The 23,465-nt window shown below is 43.1% G+C and carries 24 protein-coding genes and 1 pseudogene; 23 read left to right on the forward strand and 2 right to left on the reverse strand.

Annotation, left to right across the window (positions count from 1 at the left end; translation table 11 throughout):
- The first annotated feature begins 10 nt into the window (after positions 1–10).
- The 7 genes from EAE91_RS01950 to EAE91_RS01975 all read left to right on the forward strand — a co-directional run bounded on the left by EAE91_RS01950 (position 11) and on the right by EAE91_RS01975 (position 4,813).
- The gene (locus EAE91_RS01950) at positions 11–733 is read left to right on the forward strand and encodes an Imm52 family immunity protein (RefSeq protein ID WP_214087012.1); all 723 of its coding nucleotides are present in this window, start codon (positions 11–13) and stop codon (positions 731–733) included.
- Between the two features lie 46 nt (positions 734–779).
- Complete coding sequence (locus tag EAE91_RS24540; protein ID WP_280520263.1) at positions 780–908, forward strand: PAAR domain-containing protein; 129 nt, start codon at positions 780–782, stop codon at positions 906–908.
- A gap of 192 nt (positions 909–1,100) precedes the next feature.
- Positions 1,101–1,568: a TauD/TfdA family dioxygenase gene (locus EAE91_RS01955; protein WP_247982957.1), complete on the forward strand. Its 468-nt coding sequence runs from the start codon at positions 1,101–1,103 to the stop codon at positions 1,566–1,568.
- A 401-nt stretch (positions 1,569–1,969) separates the two neighbouring features.
- Positions 1,970–2,956, forward strand: coding sequence for an ABC transporter ATP-binding protein (locus EAE91_RS01960; RefSeq protein ID WP_214087013.1), 987 nt, complete (start codon positions 1,970–1,972; stop codon positions 2,954–2,956).
- A gap of 91 nt (positions 2,957–3,047) precedes the next feature.
- Positions 3,048–3,755, forward strand: coding sequence for an ABC transporter permease (locus EAE91_RS01965; RefSeq protein WP_244868598.1), 708 nt, complete (start codon positions 3,048–3,050; stop codon positions 3,753–3,755).
- Between the two features lie 4 nt (positions 3,756–3,759).
- The gene (locus EAE91_RS01970; RefSeq protein ID WP_214087015.1) at positions 3,760–4,542 is read left to right on the forward strand and encodes an ABC transporter permease; all 783 of its coding nucleotides are present in this window, start codon (positions 3,760–3,762) and stop codon (positions 4,540–4,542) included.
- 4 nt (positions 4,543–4,546) lie between these two features.
- Positions 4,547–4,813 carry a PAAR domain-containing protein gene (locus EAE91_RS01975; RefSeq protein ID WP_214087016.1) on the forward strand — a complete coding sequence of 89 codons (267 nt, stop codon included), beginning with the start codon at positions 4,547–4,549 and terminating at the stop codon, positions 4,811–4,813.
- Between the two features lie 676 nt (positions 4,814–5,489).
- Here EAE91_RS01975 and hmpA read toward each other — a convergent pair.
- Positions 5,490–6,683: pseudogene (hmpA, locus tag EAE91_RS01980) on the reverse strand (NO-inducible flavohemoprotein); the annotation flags it as partial.
- 364 nt (positions 6,684–7,047) lie between these two features.
- Between hmpA and glyA the strand changes: the two are divergent.
- The 5 genes from glyA (at position 7,048) to treC (ending at position 13,988) form a co-directional block, all read left to right on the forward strand.
- Positions 7,048–8,301, forward strand: coding sequence for a serine hydroxymethyltransferase (gene glyA / locus EAE91_RS01985; RefSeq protein ID WP_214087018.1), 1,254 nt, complete (start codon positions 7,048–7,050; stop codon positions 8,299–8,301).
- Between the two features lie 190 nt (positions 8,302–8,491).
- The gene (locus EAE91_RS01990; RefSeq protein WP_214087019.1) at positions 8,492–9,637 is read left to right on the forward strand and encodes a 3-phenylpropionate MFS transporter; all 1,146 of its coding nucleotides are present in this window, start codon (positions 8,492–8,494) and stop codon (positions 9,635–9,637) included.
- Between the two features lie 72 nt (positions 9,638–9,709).
- Positions 9,710–10,657 carry a trehalose operon repressor TreR gene (gene treR, locus EAE91_RS01995; protein ID WP_214087020.1) on the forward strand — a complete coding sequence of 316 codons (948 nt, stop codon included), beginning with the start codon at positions 9,710–9,712 and terminating at the stop codon, positions 10,655–10,657.
- A 148-nt stretch (positions 10,658–10,805) separates the two neighbouring features.
- Entirely contained in the window at positions 10,806–12,227 is a 1,422-nt protein-coding gene (treB, locus tag EAE91_RS02000) for a PTS trehalose transporter subunit IIBC (RefSeq protein WP_214087021.1), read from the forward strand.
- Between the two features lie 99 nt (positions 12,228–12,326).
- Positions 12,327–13,988, forward strand: coding sequence for an alpha,alpha-phosphotrehalase (gene treC / locus EAE91_RS02005; RefSeq protein ID WP_214087022.1), 1,662 nt, complete (start codon positions 12,327–12,329; stop codon positions 13,986–13,988).
- A 101-nt stretch (positions 13,989–14,089) separates the two neighbouring features.
- On the opposite strand, the gene suhB is transcribed toward treC, so the two are convergent.
- Positions 14,090–14,893 carry an inositol-1-monophosphatase gene (gene suhB, locus EAE91_RS02010; RefSeq protein WP_214087023.1) on the reverse strand — a complete coding sequence of 268 codons (804 nt, stop codon included), beginning with the start codon at positions 14,891–14,893 and terminating at the stop codon, positions 14,090–14,092.
- A 133-nt stretch (positions 14,894–15,026) separates the two neighbouring features.
- Between suhB and trmJ the strand changes: the two genes are divergently transcribed.
- From trmJ to EAE91_RS02065, 11 genes are all read left to right on the forward strand, one after another.
- Positions 15,027–15,752, forward strand: coding sequence for a tRNA (cytosine(32)/uridine(32)-2'-O)-methyltransferase TrmJ (gene trmJ / locus EAE91_RS02015; protein WP_214087024.1), 726 nt, complete (start codon positions 15,027–15,029; stop codon positions 15,750–15,752).
- A gap of 87 nt (positions 15,753–15,839) precedes the next feature.
- On the forward strand, positions 15,840–16,334 hold the full coding sequence (gene iscR / locus EAE91_RS02020) for a Fe-S cluster assembly transcriptional regulator IscR (RefSeq protein ID WP_214087025.1): 495 nt from the start codon (positions 15,840–15,842) through the stop codon (positions 16,332–16,334).
- 49 nt (positions 16,335–16,383) lie between these two features.
- A complete protein-coding gene (locus tag EAE91_RS02025; RefSeq protein ID WP_214087026.1) occupies positions 16,384–17,598 on the forward strand; it encodes an IscS subfamily cysteine desulfurase in 1,215 nt (404 codons plus the stop codon).
- A gap of 24 nt (positions 17,599–17,622) precedes the next feature.
- Positions 17,623–18,009 carry a Fe-S cluster assembly scaffold IscU gene (gene iscU / locus EAE91_RS02030; protein WP_011147477.1) on the forward strand — a complete coding sequence of 129 codons (387 nt, stop codon included), beginning with the start codon at positions 17,623–17,625 and terminating at the stop codon, positions 18,007–18,009.
- Positions 18,010–18,111: 102 nt separating this feature from the next.
- The gene (gene iscA / locus EAE91_RS02035) at positions 18,112–18,435 is read left to right on the forward strand and encodes an iron-sulfur cluster assembly protein IscA (RefSeq protein ID WP_036779216.1); all 324 of its coding nucleotides are present in this window, start codon (positions 18,112–18,114) and stop codon (positions 18,433–18,435) included.
- Positions 18,436–18,472: 37 nt separating this feature from the next.
- Positions 18,473–18,994 (forward strand): co-chaperone HscB, encoded by a 522-nt coding sequence (gene hscB, locus EAE91_RS02040; RefSeq protein WP_214087027.1) that lies wholly within the window; start codon positions 18,473–18,475, stop codon positions 18,992–18,994.
- 11 nt (positions 18,995–19,005) lie between these two features.
- Positions 19,006–20,856 (forward strand): Fe-S protein assembly chaperone HscA, encoded by a 1,851-nt coding sequence (gene hscA / locus EAE91_RS02045; RefSeq protein WP_036779211.1) that lies wholly within the window; start codon positions 19,006–19,008, stop codon positions 20,854–20,856.
- A gap of 2 nt (positions 20,857–20,858) precedes the next feature.
- A complete protein-coding gene (gene fdx, locus EAE91_RS02050; protein WP_036779209.1) occupies positions 20,859–21,194 on the forward strand; it encodes an ISC system 2Fe-2S type ferredoxin in 336 nt (111 codons plus the stop codon).
- Positions 21,195–21,212: 18 nt separating this feature from the next.
- Positions 21,213–21,413, forward strand: coding sequence for a Fe-S cluster assembly protein IscX (gene iscX / locus EAE91_RS02055; RefSeq protein WP_036779206.1), 201 nt, complete (start codon positions 21,213–21,215; stop codon positions 21,411–21,413).
- Between the two features lie 182 nt (positions 21,414–21,595).
- Positions 21,596–22,891, forward strand: a complete 1,296-nt coding sequence (pepB, locus tag EAE91_RS02060; protein WP_214087028.1) for an aminopeptidase PepB — start codon at positions 21,596–21,598, stop codon at positions 22,889–22,891.
- 36 nt (positions 22,892–22,927) lie between these two features.
- Positions 22,928–23,371, forward strand: coding sequence for an enhanced serine sensitivity protein SseB C-terminal domain-containing protein (locus tag EAE91_RS02065; RefSeq protein ID WP_214087029.1), 444 nt, complete (start codon positions 22,928–22,930; stop codon positions 23,369–23,371).
- Positions 23,372–23,465: the final 94 nt, after the last annotated feature.

Raw genomic sequence — 23,465 nt, forward strand, 5'->3', positions numbered from 1 at the left:
CGAGGTTCAAATGACAATAATCCGTATAAAAACCAATGTGTATTATGAACAACAGGAAACCATTACTGTAGATACAGCATTAATGGATTTATTTCATATTACACGGCAAATCGATATCTTTTTCAGACAGGAAAAGACATGGTATTTAACTGGTTATTCACGAAAAGAGGCCCTAAAACACATTGTGTTTGATAAACAAGGGCCAACAGAAAAGACAGTGAGCTATTTTGACAAATCTTATAAAAAAGATTTTCCTTCACTTATTGAAGATATGTGGGATGGTGAGCGGGATGAGATAGCCAATAGTATTAGTTATAATAAACTGTCTACAAGAGGTCCAAACTGGGTTTGGCTAGAATTCAATTTAAAAATTGATAGCAGCCAACTGAATGTATCCCGATTAATTGATTTAGTTAAATACTTAGCGACCAGTCGTGATTTTCCTTATATTCAAGTGGAAACCAACGGCTATACCTTAAAAGGTAAACAAGTTTTCCCTGATCGCTTAAGTGTTGGTTGGATGCTTTACCAACCCCGCATTATTGATAAATCTTACCTGCCTATGGCGGAAGATGTGCTCCCTGTGTATCAAAATAATGAGCAGATCGGCACGTTGATTATTACCAAAAAAGGTATTTTTGATGGCAGAAATCAGGATGATATTGATAAATCTAATGATGTTGAAATTCAGTTGGTGAATCTGGGATTACTGCCATTAATTACCGAAGTTTAATGGAGGATGATATTTTTTACCAATTGAAAAACGATGGAGAACTTTCATGTCAAAAGCGGTTATTCTGTTAGGTGATATGACAGATCATGGCGGTAAGGTTATTACCGTTATTGATGAATATGCTCACAATGGTGTGCCTATTATTGCAAAAAATAAGCTAAACAGGAGACGTTAATATGCCAATACCCTTATTAGCCCCTGTTGCTGTGGGTGCGGCTGAATATGTCACCAGCGCCTGTGCCGGGGTGTTAATTGCAGTCGGTATCATGGAAATTGGCTGTCTTTCACACTGAATAAATAGTTTTCCTTTGCATCAATAATCTCCTGTGCAATCTGGGTTTGGCATCTATGGTATCAATGGAAATAAGTGTGTCTTCAAAAAAGTCGGCCAGATCTGTTGCCTGCATTATATACCGGTTATCCTTACCATCGGTTAAGCGAACATCCTCCGGGAGAGAATGAAATAACCGAATACAACGTACCAGTATTTTCTCAATGTAACGGTGACATTAGCATACGATACCTAAGATTTAACATATTTGCCGCCGCGTTTGCTCGTGGTAAAAAAGTCCCCGCTAAGCTGCGAGAGGTTGTTGACTATTTTGATGAGTTGGCAATATCTCCCGTTTTTTGTTGGACTACGCTTCTTGAAGAAAGTGACATGGTTTTCTTCAATAATTATTTATGTCTGCACTCATGCACAGCATTCGAAGATAATGATGATCCTAAGAAGAAACGGCTAATGTATAGAGTCCGGTTTGAATGTGAAAATTTTCGCTCTATACGCCTGAACTTGCCGTTCATCTTGAAGGTGGCGGTGGGCGGGGAGGGATAACCTCTCAGGCTGGTAAGCGACTTGTCTTCGACTATGATTTCGACTTAGACTGACAAAATATATTTATAAAATATAGAACTCTTGGATATAAAGGAGTCTACGTATAACCTATTTATCTCGGTACCCAACAGTTTGGTAGATAAGAGAGATGCGCACGAAATACTTAACGCATTCACCGAGCAAGGAGGTAATTTCCTTGATTCTGCTGATTTACCCTATTTATTTGCCAAATGGTAGTGAAGGAAGGCTGGTAGCTGAAAATTCTCGTTATGTTCCACAGTGGTGATCTTGGTTAACCCCACGATAAAATTAAATATGCAGACCCTATTTCTTTAGACGAGGTAGTTGTTGACTATCCTGATGTTAATTTTGTGCTGGTTCAATTTAGTTAGCGGATTTCTATGAGCACTATTCAAGTAAGAAGTTTGAGTAAGTCTTACAGTATTTACACTAAAGCTCCCGGTTTGTTGGGTAGTTTAAAATCATTCATTAAAAGAGATTGTGCAGTCGTACAAGCGGTCAAAGCGATCAATTTCTCCATCGAAGAGGGAGAAATTGTGGGTTTTCTCGGGGCGAATGGGGCGGGGAAAACTACCACCATGAAGATGTTGGCTGGCATCATTCAACCTTCTTTAGGTGATGTCAGTGTTTTGGGGCATACCCCTTATGAACGTAGGTACGAATATTTAAAGTCGATATCATTTGTGGCTGGGCAGAAACAGCAGCTTGCTTGGGATCTTACGCCTAATGATTCCTTCATACTTAATAAGGTTATCTATGATCTCGAAGATAATGAATTTTCCAGATGCCGTGATGAATTGGTTGAATTGCTTTCTATTGGTTCAGTGATTAACAGGCCGGTTCGTAATTTGTCTCTTGGTGAACGTATGAAATGCGAATTAGCGTTATCATTGCTACATAAGCCAAGGGTTTTGTTCCTAGATGAGCCCACTATTGGGTTGGATGTTAACATGCAGCGAGTCGTCCGAGAGTTCATCCTGCATTATAATCAGACGTACAAAGCAACAATTCTCCTAACTTCCCACTATATGGCGGATGTAGAAGCTCTTGCACGACGTGTCATTATTATCAATTCGGGAGAGATCATCTACGATGGGCAACTTTCGCATTTAATTGCAAAACGTTCTCCCAAAAAGATTATAAAGGCTAGTCTTTCAGGTCCAATCAATCCAGAGCTGAGTTCGTTACCTGGATTGCTATTCTATGATGGTCACGATATTGAACTGATGGTAGAGCGTGACGCATTATCTTCTGCAATAACAAGATTAATGTCCGAACAAGTCGTTCTTGATATCTCGATCCATGATGAACCGATAGATCGTGTTCTGGAGGGGTATTTATCTTCAAAAGGTGAGTTTAATGTGTAAATCCTTTAAGCGGACTCTACAGTTATGGAGGGTGCTCATTGGCCAATCTTTCTCCCAGGCTATTGCGTATCGAGCGCAGTCGATGGTTTGGATGATAGGTGGTGTGATGCCTATCGCTGTGATGTTGGTTTGGCTTAGTCTGGCGGATGGAGGGGCTATTGGCGGTTATACACCCAGCGATTTCGCGGTTTATTTCCTTTCTATTTACTTAGTACGTCAATTAACCTCCATTTGGGTAATGCAGAGCTTGGATTATGATATCCGCCACGGGGAGCTTTCTATGCTATTGTTGCGCCCTGTGTCTCCGCTCTATTGTTATATTGCGGATCACGTGGGACAAATGATTGTTCGGGGGCCGATTGTATTAGTGGTTTTTATTTCTGGTATTGCTTTAACTGGTAACTTGCAACGCTTGGATATCTGGAACTTTTTGGCTTTTTTGCCTTCACTCGCGCTTGCTTGGATTATCATTTTTCATCTTTATTATTGTCTAGGTTTGTTGGCTTTTTGGATTAATAACACAATGGCGTTTGACCCATTGATTTGGGCGCTTTATACAATACTTGGGGGATCGCTCATTCCTCTTGATTTATATCCGCCTGGTATCGCCGGATTATTAAAAGTTTTGCCTTTTGCATCGGCAATGGATTCTCCAGTGCAAATAATATTAGGAAAACTAGATAATGATGAATTATTAATGGGTTTCTTGATACAGCTATTCTGGGTTATAGCACTCATGTTAATTCGTGCTTTGCTATGGTCGATGGGATTGAGAAAATATACGGCTTCAGGAGCCTAACTAAATGCGGTACTGTTTACTATTGTTGGTATTGATAAGGAATTCTTTCATTTTGGAACTTGAATTTCGACTCAATGCTTTGGTTAACTTGATCAATTCTTTCCTCGCTTGCTTGCTGGCTTTACTTGTTCTGACGGGGTTTTTCGGTCAAGTATCCCAAGTCGGGGGGTGGAGTTTCAATCAAATGGTTGCTTTACTTGGTGTGACTCTCATTGTGGAGTCGTTAATCGATAGTTGGTTATTTCCAAGTATCCACTCTTTATCTGAGTATATCAGACGAGGTGACTTGGATTTTATGCTTATTCGTCCCATTGACCATCAGTTTTTTATCACATTTCATCGTTTTAATGTGTGGGATGGTGCGAATTTTGTCGTTGGTTATATAGTTGTTCTGGTAGCTATGCATCAACAAGATGCTTTGATATTTTCAAACTTCATGCAGTTTAATTTGGCACTATTATTGGGCGCATGTATTTTCTATTCTCTGTTTATGTGTTCAAATCTCATCGCCTTTTGGTTCACTAAAGTTTCTGATGTATGGATTATTTGCTACTCTCTTATGGATATGGGACGGTTTCCTGTCAGTGCTTATCCTGGTGCTATGCGGTTCGTTCTGAGTTTTATACTACCAATTGTTTTCGTAAGTAACGTACCTGCGCAAGCTGCTTTGGGCATGCTTAATTTCGGCACGCTGGCTATGGCTTTTATGTACGCATTAGGGGCGTTATTCTTCACCCGATACCTCTGGCTTAAAGCTCTATCAAGATATAGTAGCGCAAGTAGCTGATGATATGTATTTAAAGAACATAGAGAGTAGCTTATTAGTCGAATCCGCCAAAAGTGGTTATTACCTCGCTATTAATGAATTTGCTCACAACGGCATTCCTATAGCAGGTAAAGAAAATTTGGTCGAGTGTCCCCAATGCGAAGGTATTTTTCCTATTATTCAGGGGGCTGACTCTTTAAAATATAAAGGAAAACCTATTGCGCTTGAAGGAATGCAAACAGCCTGTGAGGCAAACTTGATTGCCAGTCAGAGTAACGGCCTATCCCAATAGGACTATTTTATTTGCCCTTCTTTGCCATAAAGAGCGAACTTGGGCAGTGCTCAGATATTTTGAACGCACTTTTAGTGCGGCCCGTAGGGCGAGCGAAGCGAGTCATCCTCATGTATTGCATTCTCCATTCATGCTCTCACTATGATTGCGTTTTATGCTTCGACATTAAATGATGTTCTAAATAGGGGGTTAATTGTTCCAATAGATTACTATTAGATTGGGCTATAGTAAGTTCTTCCCAGCCATCAGTGGACAGTATAAAAACCGCTGAGAGAATTATGGTCATCTCATCCGTGGGAGTTGATGAGCTATACCCGTTAGCTTTGAATACACCTAGTTCAGTATGTATTCTGCTGATTTTGAATGGCAGAAGTGACGTTGGTAATTTCATCAAAAATCATCCTTCAATGGTATGAAGTAGAAAGAAATTGTAAGAAAAAGCGGCAGCATAAATGCATAACATCCTCAATAATACGTGACTGGATAGAAAATTTAATCCTTTCATCATTTTTTCTTGTTTTTATATACCCAATGGATTTTAAGATGCATCGCGGCGGCAAGGGAGTGAATCCCCGGTCACATAGTAAACTATGTGACCGGGGTGAGCGAGTGCGGCCAACAAAGAGGCAACTTGAAAGATAACGGGTATAGATTCCATAAATATGAAGTTGAAAATTTAAATCACTTTATGTGGACCAAAACATTCATAGTGAATAAATTGTTTATCAATTCCCATATCCAATAACTGTTTCGCTACATATTGCATAAAGGGAACGGGACCACAGAAATAGAAATGCATTCCTTCTGTTTTCAGCGTCTCATTTAGAACCGTCAGATCCATAAAGCCTTGGTGTTGATAATGAATACCTTGTTGATCTTCATCCCTTGGTTCACGGTACCAAATTGTGCTAGCAAAATTTGGCATTGCCTGCGCCATTGTTGCGACTTCATTGCTAAACGCGTGATGGCCGCCATGTTCCGCCGCATGTAACCAGTTAATTTGGCTATTATGGTTTTGCTGGTGGAGGTGATGCAACATACTCATCATGGGAGTCAGGCCAACGCCAGCGGAAATCAAAGTAACCGGCGTTTCTGGTTTAATATCGAGGAAAAAATCACCGCGTGGGGCAGCCAGCCAGACGGTATCGCCTTCTTGCATCTTATCGTGCATATGGTTGGAAACGATTCCTTGTGGCTCACGTTTAATCGCAATCCGGTAGCTGGAGCCATTTGGTGCTGTTGTCAGTGAATATTGGCGAATTTCTCGGTTGTCAAAACTATTATCTGCCAGATAAATGCTCAGATACTGACCAGGTTTGTAATCCATCACTTTCCCGCCATCTTGAGGCACAAATTCAAAGCTACAAATGACGTCACTTTTTATCTCTTTTCGATTTATACGGAATGGACGCAAACCACGCCAGCCACCATCTGTTGATTCACCACTATGATAGATTTGCTCTTCACGATTGATAAAAACATCAGCCAGCACGCCATAAGCTTTTCCCCAGGCGTCCAGAATTTCATTTCCCGGTTGGAACATTTCATCCAACGTTGCCAACAGGTGAGTACCGACAATCTGATAATGTTCTGGTTGAATATTTAGACTAGCGTGTTTATGAGCGATTTTTTCCACTGCCGGTAGTAGTACCTCTAAGTTATCAATATTGGCTGCATAGGCGCAGATCGCATTGAACAAGGCTTCACGTTGATCACCGTTAAGTTGATGGCTCATATTAAAGATATTTTTCAACTCAGGATTATGGTTAAACATCCGCTCATAGAAATGTGCTGTCAGTTTTGGACCAGTCGCGGAAAGTAGGGGAATAGTTGATTTGACAGTTGCAATAGTTTGGCTATCCAGCATGGTGAAGCTCCTGAATTTCTTTCAAGTGGTAATGAAAGTTATAACATGTAATTTAAATGCAACTTATACCCTTTTAGGAACTTTGTAAATATAGAATGTGGTCTTTATGGTGAAAAAAATATCCTTAAAAGATATTTACACTAAGGAAAGGACTACTTTAGGTCATAAGTTCCGACAAAAGAGGAAAAATGCAGTGTAATTTTCATGCCATTATTTAGAGCAGATACCTTGCTTGTGATAGATATGCAATCGTTTGCGTAAAATATTTTGTCAAGACTATCTCATTCGGTGAAAAGGGTTTACACTGTGTGCCATTCGGCCCCTTGGGGTGTTTTTGAAGAGAAGTTAGCTGAGTCAGGAGAACCCAATGTTAAAGCGTGAAATGAATATTGCTAGTTATGATCCCGAACTATGGCAGGCGATGGAGCAGGAAGTTGTTCGTCAGGAAGAGCATATCGAGTTAATTGCTTCTGAAAACTATACCAGCCCAAGAGTTATGCAGGCACAGGGCTCTCAGCTCACTAACAAATATGCTGAAGGTTATCCGGGTAAACGCTACTACGGTGGCTGTGAATATGTGGATGTTGTTGAACAATTAGCTATCGATCGTGCTAAGGCGCTGTTTGGTGCTGATTATGCCAACGTGCAGCCACACTCTGGTTCTCAAGCGAACGCGGCAGTTTATATGGCTTTGTTGCAACCGGGCGATACGGTTCTGGGGATGAATTTGGCACATGGCGGTCATTTGACTCATGGCTCTCCGGTTAACTTTTCTGGTAAGTTATATAACGTTGTGCCTTATGGCATTGATGAAAGCGGTAAAATCGATTACGACGATATCGCGGCACAAGCTCAAAAACACCAGCCAAAAATGATTATCGGCGGTTTCTCGGCTTACTCCGGTGTGGTTGACTGGGCAAAGATGCGTGAAATTGCAGACAGCATTGGTGCTTATCTGTTCGTTGATATGGCACACGTTGCTGGCTTGATCGCCGCAGGAGTGTACCCTAACCCGGTTCCTCATGCTCACATCGTCACTACCACGACGCATAAGACGCTGGCCGGTCCTCGCGGTGGTTTGATTCTGGCGAAAGGTGGCGACGAAGAACTTTATAAAAAGCTGAACTCTTCTGTGTTCCCTGGTTGCCAGGGTGGGCCTCTGATGCATGTTATCGCGGGTAAAGCGGTGGCATTGAAAGAAGCAATGGAACCAGAATTCAAAGCATATCAACATCAGGTTGCTGATAACGCAAAAGCGATGGTTGAAGTGTTTTTGGCACGTGGTTACAAAGTGGTTTCTGGCGGTACAGAAAACCACCTGTTCCTGTTGGATTTGGTTGACAAAGATATCACTGGTAAAGATGCCGATGCTGCGTTGGGCCGTGCAAATATCACGGTAAACAAAAATAGTGTGCCTAATGATCCGAAGAGCCCATTTGTGACTTCTGGTGTGCGTATCGGTACGCCTGCGATTACCCGTCGTGGCTTTAAACAAGCAGAAGCGCGTGAATTGGCTGGCTGGATGTGTGATGTATTGGACAACATCAATGATGAAGCGACCATTGAAGCAATTAAGCAGAAAGTTCTGGCTATTTGCGCGAAATATCCGGTTTACGCATAAATTAAAATTTCAATAAATCATTACAAAACCTGCTCCGGCTAACATCGTTTGCTTAAGTGAGAGATTGAAGAGTGGTGTGTGGATATTCCCCTGAGGAATATCCATTTCAAGATAATTCTCAATATCTAATGTCTTGAGTTAACTAAGTTAGTTAAGAGCGGGTTTTTTGCATTTTTTACCAGGGGGATTAATGGTTATTCGATCAACGCGCTGGCTGGCGTTAGATTATTTCACATATTTCTTTTCTTACGGGATATTTTTACCTTTTTGGGCAATCTGGCTCCAGGGTGAAGGTATAGAGCACGATATGATAGGGATTCTATTAGGTACAGGCTTGATTTCCCGCTTTTTAGGCAGTTTATTGATCGCGCCTACAGTGAAAGATCCCGCAAAACTTATTCTTGCACTGCGTATATTAGCATTGTTGACTCTGATTTTTGCTGTTGGTTTTACATTAGGAAATCATTGGGCATGGCTTTTGTTCGTCATGGTTGGCTTCAATCTATTTTTTTCGCCGATGATGCCATTGGGTGATGCGCTGGCGGGAACATGGCAAAAACAATTTTCTTTTGATTACGGCAAAATACGGGTTTGGGGTTCAATTGCCTTTATTATCAGTTCAGCATTAACCGGGGAATTGATCTCTGTTTGGGGACATCGTGCCATCCTCGTCACAATATTGTTTAGCATCTTCTCTACGTTGTTGGTGACATTACTTCGGCCCTCTATCATGCCAGTTGGTGAAACTAAATCTGCCAAAGTGGATGTCGTGTCATTTAAACAATTGTTGTCTGAAAAATCGGTACGTCGATTCCTGTTATGTGTGGCTTTATTGCAGGGTGCCCACGCGGGATATTACAGTTTCAGTGCAATTTACTGGGAAAACGCGGGTTATTCTGCCTCGGTGGTTGGTTATCTCTGGTCATTGGGCGTAGTGGCTGAAGTGATTATTTTTACTCTGAGTAATAAATTATTTCGACGCTGGAGTGCCCGTAATCTTCTGCTGCTTTCTGGTATATGTGGTGTTGTTCGCTGGGGATTGATGGGAACATTCACCTCATTACCGGTGTTGATTGTCGTTCAAATCTTGCATTGTGGTACGTTCACTGTCTGCCATTTGGCAGCGATGCGTTTTATCGGTGCGAGAAAGGAAGGGGAAATTGTGCGTTTGCAAGCGGCTTATTCCGCATTAGCAATGGGGGGCGGTATCGCTGTCACGACGGTAATTGCTGGATTTATGTATGATTATCTGCATAGTGGCATTTTCTGGATGATGGCTTTGGTTGCTTTTCCTGCTATCTTCTTGCGACCACGAGTTAAAGCTCATAATTATTAACAATATACATTTAGTTTCTTACAATATTTTTGTAAGAAACTAAATACCTCAATAAGATTTTTATGAGATATTATGCTGAATAAATTGACAATAAAAGATATCGCTCGCTTGGCTAATGTCAGTAAATCAACAGTCTCGCGGGTATTAAACAATGAAAATAGTGTAAGCCTACAAGCACGTGAAAGAGTTGAAGCGATTATTCAACAAAATAATTTTATTCCATCTAAGTCAGCAAGAGCGATGCGAGTGAAAAGTGACAAAATCATTGCTTTAATTGTGTCGCGTCTGGGATCTTTTTCAGAGAATTTATCGATAAGTACCATGTTACCCCTGTTTTACCAGCATGGTTATGATCCGATTATTATGGAAAGTAATTTTGATCCACAACTTTTACAGGAACATCTACGTCAGTTGGCATTACGTCATGCGGATGGCATTATTTTGTTCGGTTTTACCGGATTGTCCGAAGAGCTTCTTTGCCCTTGGCGTGAAAAAATGGTGGTATTTGCCCGTGAATATACGGGTTTTTCTTCTGTATGTTATGACGATATTGGTGCTGTTCGTTTGTTGATGAATGAACTCTATCGGCGGGGGCACAGAGATATTGGTTTTCTTGGTGTAGATGATTGTGATACCACGACAGGTTTGCTTCGCCATCAATCCTATCTGGCTTGTTGTGAACAGAAAGATCTGCACCCGCTTTCTGTTCAATGTGATTTAAGCTATCAGAGTGGGTTTCAGCATGTTAATAAGGTATTGAAAGAGAAAACAACAGCTTTAATCTGTGCAACCGACAGTTTGGCTTTAGGTGCATATAAGTATTTGCAGCAAAATAATCGGGAAGATATACAAATAGGCAGCATTGGAAATACACCTTTATTGAACTTTTTATACCCTGACACGCTTTCTATTGATCTGGGTTATAGTGAGGCAGGAAAATATGCAGCCGGCCAATTAATTGCGCAAATAAATCGCCAATACTTCAAACAACGAGTAATCATTCCGAGTAAGTTGGCTTAAAAATAAGAAATATTGCCGCTTCAATGTGATCTTCAACCCACTTTTGGGAACGTTCCCATGACAAGCATAACCAAATGATATTAGGATGAAATTAGTTTACTAAGCATGCTAATTAGTAATTGATATTCACTTATGATGACTGGCTATTATGAAAAACAAGATAAATTCTAAAGATATAGAAAAACTAATTACATTAATCGGTGGTTGTGAAAATATAGCCAGTGTAACTCATTGCATTACCCGATTGAGGTTTATATTAGTTGAACCAGTTAAAGCCAATCCGGATGAGATAAAGAATTTACCGATGGTTAAGGGCTGTTTTACCAATGCAGGGCAATTCCAGGTAGTGATAGGCACGAATGTTGGTGATTATTATCAGGCTTTAAATAGTTATCTTGGTAAATCTGAATTGAATAAAAAAGATAAGCAACAGGTTGAGAAGAAAAACATGAAATGGCAAGAGCGATTCATTTCTAAGTTTGCGGAAATATTTTTTCCTCTCTTACCAGCATTAATTAGCGGCGGGCTTGTTCTAGGTTTCCGTAACATTATTGGTGATATTCCTTTTAGTGAAGGTAAAACTTTAGCTCAAATGTATCCTATTTGGAAAACGATATATGATTTTTTATGGCTGCTAGGAGAGGCAATATTTTTCTATCTGCCAGTGGGTATTTGTTGGTCGGCGGTTAGGATGATGGGTGGAACACCGATATTGGGCATTATATTGGGAATAACACTGGTTTCGCCGCAATTAATGAACGCTTATTACTTAGGGCAACAAGTCCCTGAACTATGGAATTTTGGCCTGTTCACGATTGGAAAAGTGGGTTATCAGGCGCAGGTTATTCCGTCACTTTTGGCGGGTGTTACTTTGGGGTGGATTGAAGTTCAGTTAAAACGGGTGGTTCCTAGTTATCTTTATTTAGTTATTGTTCCGGTAGTCTCGTTAATATTAGCAACCTTTTTAGCACATAGCCTTATTGGGCCATTTGGTCGGTTACTGGGTGATGGGGTTGCTTGGGTTGTTAAGGCGTTGCTGACCGGCAGTTTTGCGCCTGTTGGCGCAGCTTTATTTGGATTCTTTTACGCGCCGTTGGTAATTACCGGTATTCATCAAACCACATTAGCCATAGATATGCAGATGGTTCAAAGTATAGGAGGAACACCGATCTGGCCTATTATTGCGTTATCCAATATTGCTCAGGGGTCAGCGGTTGTTGGTATTATTTTAGTCAGTAAAAAGCATAATGAACGTGAATTATCCATACCTGCGGCTATCTCCGCTTATTTGGGCGTTACTGAGCCAGCAATGTACGGTATTAATATCAAATATCGATTCCCTATGCTCTGCGCCATGATTGGTTCTAGTTTAGCCGGGTTGATTTGTGGGTTGAGTGGTGTATTGGCAAATGGTATTGGTGTGGGTGGCCTGCCAGGTATTCTTTCGATTAAACCGCAATTTTGGCTAATTTACGCATTAGCTATGCTTGTCGCCGTCATTGTTCCGTTGATTCTCACGACTGTTGTTTATCGCAGGAAGAATATGACCGGTATGTTAGCTGCTGAATGATGCGATTAAATCTTCACAAGTAACGGATATAAAAATAACCATGTGGTTATTCAACTCATGGTTATTTAATTCAGGAAATATATTGATAAGGTGTTTTTGATGGACAAAATCATTCCGTGGTGGTTACAAGGTGTCATCTATCAGATATATCCTAAGAGTTTCCAGGATACGACAGGTAGCGGAACGGGCGATCTTAACGGCATTACTTATCGGCTTGATTATTTGAAGAAATTGGGCGTAGATGCTATTTGGGTGACGCCTTTTTACCTCTCACCACAGGTAGATAACGGTTATGATGTCGCTGATTATTGTGCGATTGATCCAGCTTACGGCTCAATGGATGATTTTAAGCGTTTGGTTGATGAGGCACATCAACGTGATATCCGTGTCATTGTGGATATTGTTTTCAACCATACATCGACTCAACACCCTTGGTTTAAACAAGCACAGGATATTGATAGCCCTTATCGGCAATATTACATTTGGCGGGATGGGGTACCTGAAACCCCGCCTAATAATTGGTTGTCGAAATTTGGCGGCAATGCTTGGGCGTGGCATGAAGCAAGCCAACAGTATTATTTGCACTTGTTTGCTGTTGAGCAGGCCGATCTAAACTGGGAACATGAACCGGTACGAGCTGAACTGAAAAAGATTTGTGAATTCTGGGCTGGCCTTGGTGTTGATGGTTTCCGTCTGGATGTCATTAACTTGGTTTCTAAGCAACAAGACTTCCCTGAAGCAACTCAGGGAGATGGACGTCAGTTCTACACTGATGGCCCGCGTATTCATGAATTTCTGCAAGAAATGAACAGAGAGGTATTCCAGCCTGCCGGAGTAATGACCGTTGGGGAAATGTCTTCTACTTCATTGGAACATTGTCAGCGCTACTCTTCATTAGATGGCGAAGAGTTGTCGATGGTTTTCGCGTTTCATCACTTAAAAGTCGATTACCCCAATGGTGAAAAATGGGTTGCGGCACCGCCCGATTTTATTGAATTGAAGAAAATTTTTGCCAAGTGGCAGCAAGGCATGCACGAGCGGGCATGGAATGCGCTGTTCTGGTGTAATCACGATCAGCCGCGTATTGTTTCGCGTTTTGGTGGTGAAGGCGTTTGGCGGGTGCCGTCCGCTAAAATGTTGGCAATGGTACTGCATGGTATGCAGGGAACCCCTTATATCTATCAAGGGGAAGAGCTGGGAATGACTAACCCTCATTTTTCCCACATTGAAGAGTACCGGGATATAGAAAGTTTAAATATTTATCAGGAGAAGATTGAGCAGGGCAGTGATAAACAGCAAATCTTATCGGTCTTAGCGAAGAAATCTCGTGATAATGGGCGAACGCCAATGCAATGGGATACGACTGCCAATGCAGGGTTTACTCAAGGGGAGCCGTGGATAGCGTTGAATAGTGATTACCAGGCTGTGAACGCTGAAAATGCCATCCAGGATGAGGATTCAGTTTTCCATTGTTATGCTCGCTTGATAAAACTGCGTAAAGCATATCCTGTATTGACCTATGGCAGCTATGAAGATTTGTTGCCGTCTCACCCTTGGCTGTGGTGTTATGTTCGCCGTTGGGAGAACCAAACGTTACTGGTTATTGCTAACCTCAGCGAGGAAGTGCAAGAGTGGTCGCTGGATGCTTCTTTATCCCACTGTTCATGGGTGAAATTGATGGGGAACTATCCTGAAAGCCAATTACCGGCGAAAAATATGCAGCTACGGCCTTATGAAGCTGCTTATTGGTTATCGGAGTAACAATGGTCTTTGTTATTAGTTAAATGAATCGCAGGGTAGACCGCATTTTTTGTGGTCTACCTAAAATACCGTCGTGCAATTCTATTTAGAATTCGCGTGAATTAACGTTTCAATGCTTCTGATAATTCATCACGCATTTCAGCCAGAATATCTTTAACAACGCGTGGATTACCTGCAACAATGTTGCCAGAATGAGTATAATTATGGCCGCCAACGAAATCAGTTACGATACCGCCAGATTCACGAACTAACAGCTCGCCACCCATAAAATCCCACGGTTTTAGGCCAATTTCAAAGTAACCATCCACCCGACCAGCCGCAACATAAGCCAGATCCAGAGCAGCCGAGCCTGTACGACGGAAATCAGCACAATGAACAAATAATTTACTCAAAGTATTAATAAAAACAGTGGAATGATGTTTTGCTTTGAATGGGAAACCTGTTGCCAGAATAGTGCCATCCAGATCACGGGCATTAGTGCCACGCAGACGGTAGCCATTCAACTGTGCCCCTTGACCGCGGGTTGCGGTGAAAAGCTCATTACGCATTGGGTCATAAACAACCGCAACTTCAGTACGGCCTTTAATGCGTACCGCAATAGAAACAGCGAAGTGAGGAAGGCGTTTGATAAAGTTAGTCGTGCCATCCAGTGGATCGATTACCCATTGAATATCAGCCTCTTCGCCTAACAGCTCGCCACTCTCTTCAGTAATAATCGAGTGTTTAGGATAAGATTTGCGAATAACGTCGATAATGAGCGCTTCTGCGGCTTTGTCAACATTGGTAACAAAATCGTTACTACCTTTTTGGCTAGCTTCAACCGCATCGGGAGTTTCATAATTTTTGGCAATCAGGTTGCCGGCTTTACGCGCAGCGCGTATGGCGATGGTCAGCATCGGATGCATGGGATATCTTCCACCAGGATGTTAAAGAACGGGTAATTAATCGGCGCATAGTATAGCAGTAGTTCGGAAAAATGACTAATGCTGTGTTAAGATATTTGGTTCTTATAACTATCCAGACTATTCAGAAGTTGTCATGTTAGAAAATATCCGCATTATCCTGGTTGAAACTTCCCACACTGGGAACATGGGGTCAACCGCCCGGGCAATGAAAACAATGGGATTAACCAATCTTTATTTAGTCAATCCTTTGGTTCAGCCAGATTCTCATGCGATTGCACTTTCTGCGGGTGCCAGCGATGTTATTGGTAATGCGACGATTGTCGATAGTTTGGATGAAGCGCTGGCAGGTTGTGGATTGGTGATTGGCACCAGCGCCCGTTCAAGAACGTTATCATGGCCGATGGTTGAACCTCGTGAATGTGGTGAACGCAGTGTTCAGGAAGCTGCGCATGCGTCGGTTGCTATTGTTTTTGGCCGTGAGCGGGTAGGGTTGACCAATGAAGAATTGCAGAAGTGCCATTATCATCTGAATATCCCAACTAACCCCGAGTACGGTTCATTAAATTTGGCGATGGCGGTTCAGCTTGTCAGTTATGAGATCCGTATGGCTTATCTGGCGCGTCAGGAGAAAAATGAGCAAAATACCGATGCAGTGGAATATCCATTAACTGATGATATAGAACGCTTTTATCATCATCTTGAACGTGTATTAAATGATTCCGGTTTTATCAGAAAAGCGCATCCAGGCCAAATCATGAATAGATTAAGACGGCTTTTTACCCGTGCCCGGCCGGAGGCGCAGGAACTGAATATTCTGCGTGGTATCTTGACCTCCGTTGAAAAATGGGCGAAGAAATAGTTGAGTAAATTACTAGGTTAAATAGTTGACTAAAATACTCAGGAATGACACAATTTCGCTCATATTTCACCACGGGGTAATTCATTTATGAGATTGACATCTAAAGGGCGTTATGCAGTAACTGCCATGCTTGATGTGGCGTTGCACTCACAAGAAGGTCCGGTACCATTGGCCGACATTTCTGAACGTCAGGGTATTTCCCTCTCCTATCTTGAACAGTTATTTTCTCGCTTGCGCAAAAATGGTCTGGTTTCAAGTGTCCGTGGTCCGGGTGGTGGTTATTTATTGGGCAAAGATGCCAGTGAAATTGTGGTTGCCGAAGTGATTTTCGCAGTTGATGAATCAGTAGATGCTACCCGTTGTCAGGGTAGAGAAGGGTGTCAAGGCGGTGATCGCTGCCTGACTCATGCTTTATGGCGCGATTTAAGTGATCGTATTACCGGTTTCCTGAGCAGTATCAGTTTAGAAGAATTAGTCAATAACCAAGAAGTCTTGGACGTTGCTGGTCGCCAGGATAACGGTAAACGCCGTGCACCTAACGGCAGAGCACAAGAAACAATTAATGTCAATCTGCGCCCATAAGCAGAACTTGTGATGAATTGAAGTATTAGAAGTAGGGAGCATGTGAGCAATGAAATTACCAATTTATTTAGATTACTCAGCAACGACGCCGGTTGATCCGCGTGTTGCTGAAAAGATGATGAGCTATCTGACCAGGGACGGGATATTTGGTAACCCCGCTTCTCGTTCACACCGTTTTGGCTGGCAGGCTGAAGAAGCGGTTGATATTGCCCGTAATCAGATTGCTGATTTGGTGGGTGCAGATCCGCGAGAAATTGTTTTTACTTCTGGCGCAACGGAATCTGACAATCTTGCCATCAAAGGTGCGGCTAATTTTTACCAGAAAAAGGGCAAGCACATCATCACCAGCAAAACCGAACATAAAGCGGTTCTGGATACTTGCCGTCAATTGGAGCGTGAAGGGTTTGAAGTCACCTATTTGGCACCTCAGAGCAACGGGTTGATTGATTTAAACGATCTGGAAGCCGCGGTGCGTGATGACACCATTCTGATTTCTATCATGCATGTTAACAATGAAATTGGCGTGGTACAGGATATTACCGCCATCGGTGAGATGTGTCGCAGCCGCGGTATCGTTTTCCATGTTGATGCCACTCAGAGCGTAGGCAAACTGCCAATTGACTTAACCAAACTGAAAGTCGATTTGATGTCTTTCTCCGCCCATAAAATTTACGGGCCGATGGGGATTGGCGCACTGTACGTTCGCCGTAAACCACGCATTCGTATTGAAGCACAGCAACATGGCGGCGGTCATGAACGCGGTATGCGCTCTGGTACTTTGCCTGTTCATCAGATTGTGGGTATGGGTGAAGCTTACCGTATTGCCAAGCAGGAAATGGAGAGTGAATCTCAGCGTCTGCGCGGCCTGCGGTTGCGTCTGTGGCAGGGTATCAAAGATATCGAAGAGGTCTTCCTTAATGGAGATCTGGAGCATGGCGCGCCGCATATTCTGAATGTCAGCTTCAACTATGTTGAAGGTGAATCACTGATGATGTCATTAAAAGATCTGGCGGTTTCTTCGGGTTCTGCATGTACTTCTGCCAGTTTGGAGCCCTCCTACGTACTGCGTGCGTTAGGGATGAATGACGAACTGGCTCACAGCTCTATCCGTTTCTCTTTAGGGCGCTTTACGACAGAAGAAGAGATCGACTACGCCATTGAACTGATTCACAAATCTATTGGCCGCCTGCGTGAACTTTCTCCCCTGTGGGAAATGTTTAAACAAGGTGTGGATCTAACCAGTATCGAATGGTCTCATCATTAATCAGACGGTTTCAGGAGTAACAACATGGCTTACAGCGAAAAAGTAATTGATCACTATGAAAATCCACGTAACGTCGGTTCTTTCGATAGTGAAGATCCAATGGTTGGCAGCGGCATGGTCGGTGCCCCTGCGTGTGGTGACGTGATGAAACTGCAAATTAAAGTCAATAATGAAGGCATTATTGAAGATGCGCGTTTCAAAACTTACGGTTGCGGTTCTGCGATTGCGTCCAGCTCTTTAGTCACAGAATGGATGAAGGGCAAATCTCTGGAGCAGGCGGAAGCGATTAAAAATACTGAAATTGCCGATGAATTAGAACTGCCACCAGTGAAAATCCACTGTTCTATTCTGGCAGAAGATGCGATTAAAGCAGCGATTGCGGATTACAAAAGTAAACGCCAGGGCAGATAACGGCCCTTGATAATAACAAGATGGAAAAAAATTTGGTGGATACTGGCTGTTGCATACTATCTGGTATCCGCCTTTGCTGGTTTTAATAAGTGAGGTTGTTGTATGTCAATTTCCCTTACAGAAAGTGCTGCACAACGCGTTTCATCATTCCTGAGTAACCGTGGAAAAGGTGTTGGTTTGCGTCTGGGCGTCAGAACATCAGGCTGTTCAGGTATGGCCTACTTGCTTGAATTTGCCGATATGATTAACGAAGACGACACAGTGTTTGAAGATAAGGGTGTCAAAGTTATCGTAGATGGCAAGAGCATGGTCTATCTCGACGGTACAGAGCTGGATTTTGTTAAAGAGGGCCTTAACGAAGGCTTTAAGTTCAACAACCCAAATGTTTCCAGTGAATGTGGTTGTGGAGAGAGTTTTAACGTTTAATTCCGTTTTTCGGCCAAATCCAGAGTAAGTTTAGATTATGGACTATTTCACTTTATTTGGGCTGCCGGCTCGTTATGCTGTTGATCGTGAACAACTGGCAAGCTGTTATCAAGAGTTGCAGCGTCAGTTTCATCCGGATCGCTTTGCTAATCAGCCAGAGCGTGAAAAAACGCTGGCGTTGCAGCAAGCCGCGACTATCAATGACGGTTATCAAACGCTCAAACATCCACTGAAACGCGCTGAATATATGCTTTCTTTGCATGGTTTTGATTTAGCCAACGAACAGCACACCATGAATGACAACGCTTTCCTGATGGAACAGCTTATGTTGCGGGAAGAGTTGGAATGTATTGCCGACAAAGCTAATCCAGAAGTGGCATTGGCTGATTTTGCTGCTCGCCTGAATGGGATGATTAAAACCCGTAGTCAGCAAATGGTGCAGCGATTGGATGAACAGCAGTGGGAACAAGCAGCCGATACGGTGCGCAAATTACGTTTTCTGGATAAATTGCAACAGCAGGTTGAGCAACTGGAAGAACGTTTACTGGACGACTTTTAAGGAAGGCGTATATGGCTTTATTACAAATTAGCGAGCCGGGGTTATCCGCTGTACCACATCAACGTCGTTTAGCTGCCGGTATTGATTTAGGCACGACACATTCATTAGTTGCCACTGTTCGCAGTGGGCAGGCGGAAACATTGATGGATAGTGAAGATCGTTATCTGCTTCCTTCGGTTGTTCGTTACCATGAAAAGGGGCTTGAAATTGGTTGGCAGGCCCGTCAACAGGCCGCGTGTGATCCTGCTAATACTATCAGTTCAGTAAAACGTATGATGGGACGTTCTCTGGCTGACATTCAGCAACGTTATCCAAATCTTCCTTATCAATTTCAAGCGAGTGAAAACGGGTTGCCGTTAATCAACACCGCAGCGGGTATGGTTGATCCTATTCAGGTTTCTTCTGAAATTCTTAAATTGCTGGCGCAGCGTGCAGAAGAAACACTGGATGGTAAGCTTGATGGTGTTGTGATCACTGTTCCTGCCTACTTTGATGATGCACAGCGTCAGGGAACAAAAGATGCGGCGCGATTAGCTGGATTACACGTTCTGCGTTTGCTTAATGAACCAACTGCCGCTGCGATTGCCTACGGACTGGACTCTGGTCAAGAAGGTGTCATTGCGGTTTATGATTTAGGCGGCGGTACCTTTGACGTTTCTATTTTGCGGTTAAGCCGTGGTGTTTTTGAGGTGCTGGCAACCGGTGGTGACACTGCTCTGGGTGGTGATGATTTCGATTTGATACTGGCTGATTGGGTCCGTGAACAGGCGGGTATTGGCGATCGAAATGACCATAGTTTGCAACGCCAGCTACTAGATATGGCTACTCAGGTAAAAATCGCCTTGAGTGATGCTGATATTGCAGAAATAAACATTGGCGGCTGGCAGGGTAAAATCACCCGTTGCGAATTTGAAGCCCTAATAACACCATTGATAAAACGGACTTTACTGGCAAGTCGTCGGGCATTGAAAGATGCAGAAGTCTCTGCGGATGAGGTTTTACAGGTGGTTATGGTGGGTGGTTCAACCCGTGTACCATTGGTTCGTCACATGGTTGGCGAGTTTTTTGGCCGCGAACCGCTGACTTCCATTGATCCTGATAAAGTGGTTGCTGTGGGTGCTTCGATTCAGGCGGATATTCTGGTGGGTAACAAACCAGATAGCGACATGCTGTTGTTGGATGTGATTCCGCTTTCACTTGGGTTGGAAACGATGGGAGGTTTGGTTGAAAAAATTATCCCACGTAATACGACCATTCCGGTTGCCAAAGCGCAGGAGTTCACTACCTTCAAAGACGGCCAGAGTGCAATGAGTATTCATGTAGTGCAAGGGGAAAGGGAATTGGTCAGTGATTGCCGTTCACTGGCCCGTTTTACCCTACGTGGTATTCCGCCATTACCCGCTGGTGGGGCTCATATCCGGGTTACTTTCCAGGTAGATGCTGATGGCTTGCTGAGTGTCAGCGCGTTGGAGAAATCCACTGGCGTCGAAGCTTCTATTCAGGTGAAGCCTTCCTATGGCTTATCTGATGGAGAAATCGCTCGCATGATAAAAGACTCTATGGCAAATGCTCAGGAAGATATCAGTGCGCGCAAACTGGCAGAACAAAAAGTTGAAGCGGCGCGAGTACTGGAAAGTGTCACCAGTGCGTTAGAAAAAGATGCCGATCTACTGAATGAACAAGAACAGGCGGCAATTGATGCTGCCGTGGAAATACTTATAACAAGCGTTCAGGGCAATGATCCTGAAATTATTGAAAACGCGATTAAACAACTGGATAAGCAAACGCAGGAATTCGCTGCACGCCGGATGGATTCATCTATTCGTCGGGCGTTGGCGGGCCATTCTGTGGACGAGATTTAATTATGCCAAAAATTGTATTTTTACCTCATAACGATCTTTGCCCCGATGGCGCAGTTCTGGAAGCCAAAGAAGGGGAATCCATTCTGAATGTTGCATTGCGCAATGGGATTGAAATCGAGCATGCGTGTGAAAAATCCTGTGCTTGCACCACTTGCCATTGTATCGTTCGTGAAGGTTTCGATTCACTGGAAGAGAGCTCTGAACTGGAAGATGACATGCTGGATAAAGCTTGGGGGCTGGAGCCGGAAAGTCGTCTGAGTTGTCAAGCTAGAGTTTCTGACGAAGATTTGGTGGTAGAAATTCCAAAATATACCATTAACCATGCCCGTGAGCACTGATTGGCAGGAGAAAAATAAATGAGCCTGAAATGGTCCAATAGTCGTGAAATTGGTGAAGCGCTATATGACAAATTTCCTGAGGTAGATCCAAAAACGGTTCGCTTTACTGATATGCACCAGTGGATCTGTGAACTGGATGATTTTGATGATGCACCTGAAAAATCCAGTGAAAAGATTTTGGAAGCGATCCTGCTTGTTTGGTTGGATGAGTTTGAATAACAAATAGCATTAATTTGTTATTTATCCACTATCGTTTTAAGGTAGGCTGCTCTTCAATGAAAAACTGGCTTTGGCCGGTTTTTTTATAGGATGAATATCTGGCAGACGAAGAATTATATCGGTAGAAGCTTAAATAAGCTCCTCACTGCCATCAAGCGGTAATAATAAGAGGTGAGAAAAGAATGAATAAACAAATCATGCCAATAACACTGTCTTATGAACCAGCAGCAGCTTGCTGGGGTGAAAAAGCGCTGATTAGTTCCAGTGATCAAGGGGTGACGATTCATCTGGTTGGTAAAGGTAAATTGGGGGCAGTGCAACGTGCCGGGCGTAAAATTGACGGGCAGGGAATTCGTCATGTGGCTCTGGTGGGCGAAGGTTGGGATTTAGAGAAAAGTTGGGCTTTCTGGCAAGGATTCCGTGCGCCGAAAGGTAATCGTTCTATTGAATGGCCTCAACTGCCCGCGGCTGAAAAACAGGAACTGGAAAGCAGAATTAAAATTATTGATTGGGTGCGTGACACCATCAATATGTCAGCGGAAGAGCTTGGGCCGGAACAATTGGCGAAGCGTGCGATTGACCTGATGTGTTGTATGGCTGGTGAATCAGTTAGTTATCGCATTATTAAAGGCGAAGATTTACGTGAACAGGGTTATGCTGGCATTCACACCGTTGGCCGTGGTTCTTCTCGCGATCCGATTCTATTGGCGTTGGATTACAACCCAACTGGCAACCTGCAAGCGCCGGTGTTTGCCTGTTTGGTAGGTAAAGGCATCACATTTGATACTGGCGGCTACAGCCTGAAACAATCTTCCTTTATGGATTCCATGAAATCGGATATGGGTGGAGCCGCAACCTTGGCAGGTGCATTGGCGCTGGCAATCAGTCGTGGTTTGAAACAACGAGTTAAACTATTCCTCTGCATAGCGGATAACATGGTCAGTGGTAACGCCTTTAAACTGGGTGATGTTATTCATTACCGTAATGGCAAATCTGTTGAAGTGATGAATACGGATGCGGAAGGTCGTCTGGTGCTGGCTGATGGTTTAATTGATGCCAGCAAAGAGAAAGCGAAATTAATCATTGATGCGGCAACCTTGACCGGTGCGGCGAAAACGGCTGTGGGTAATGACTACCACTCTGTATTCAGCTTTGATGACAAACTGGCGGCTGATCTGTTGGCGGCGGCTGCATCCGAGAATGAACTATTCTGGCGTTTACCATTAGCTGAATTCCATCGTAGCCAACTGCCATCAAATTTTGCTGACCTGAACAACGTTGCTGCGTCATCGCATACTGCGGGTGCTAGTACTGCGGCGGCTTTCTTGTCTCACTTTGTGGAAGAATACCAAAAAGGTTGGATTCACATTGATTGCTCGGCAACTTATCGTAAATCCGCGGTAGAACATTGGTCCGCTGGTGCAACAGGTTATGGGGTTCGTTCGATTGCTAATTTGTTGTTGGCGAAGGCGAAATAAATTTATTTTATCTAAAAAAACTGATTGGAGATTTTTATGGGTTCACTGAGTGAATTAGTTTCGGTTGAGATTGATGTTCCAAGTGGTAGTAAGCTAACACTTAGCCAACCGGAAGAATATCCTGCGCAGCTCATTGAAGCTTTGGTCAGTTTATTTAGCCAACGTAAACCTGTTCGCCGTGCTTTTATCATACAAGTCCATGATAAAAATGTGGATGAAAACCCTAATTTATTAATTGGACTGGAAATAAATGGTGCCGCAGACGAAATTGAACAACTAATCCATGAAGCGGGCACTATTGCTTGTGAATACACATCGGAAGAAGAGCCGATTGACTTCTGTCTAGTTGATGAAAAAGAGAGTGGTATCAGCCATTATTTGATTCAGCATACGCAGCCATTTTACCAGCGTAAATTAGGCAGTTGGTTACGTGGAAGCATTCCGGTAGGGAGTGTTAGAAATTCTGTGTCATTCCAGTAATATATCTCAAAAAGGAATGATACATGACTCAATCTTTCGATTTCGACAAAGCCCTGAAAGCGCTTCAGGAGGGTCAGGCACTGACCGGTAAGAA

It is taken from the genome of Photorhabdus noenieputensis (assembly GCF_018448935.1).
Lineage (GTDB): Bacteria > Pseudomonadota > Gammaproteobacteria > Enterobacterales > Enterobacteriaceae > Photorhabdus > Photorhabdus noenieputensis.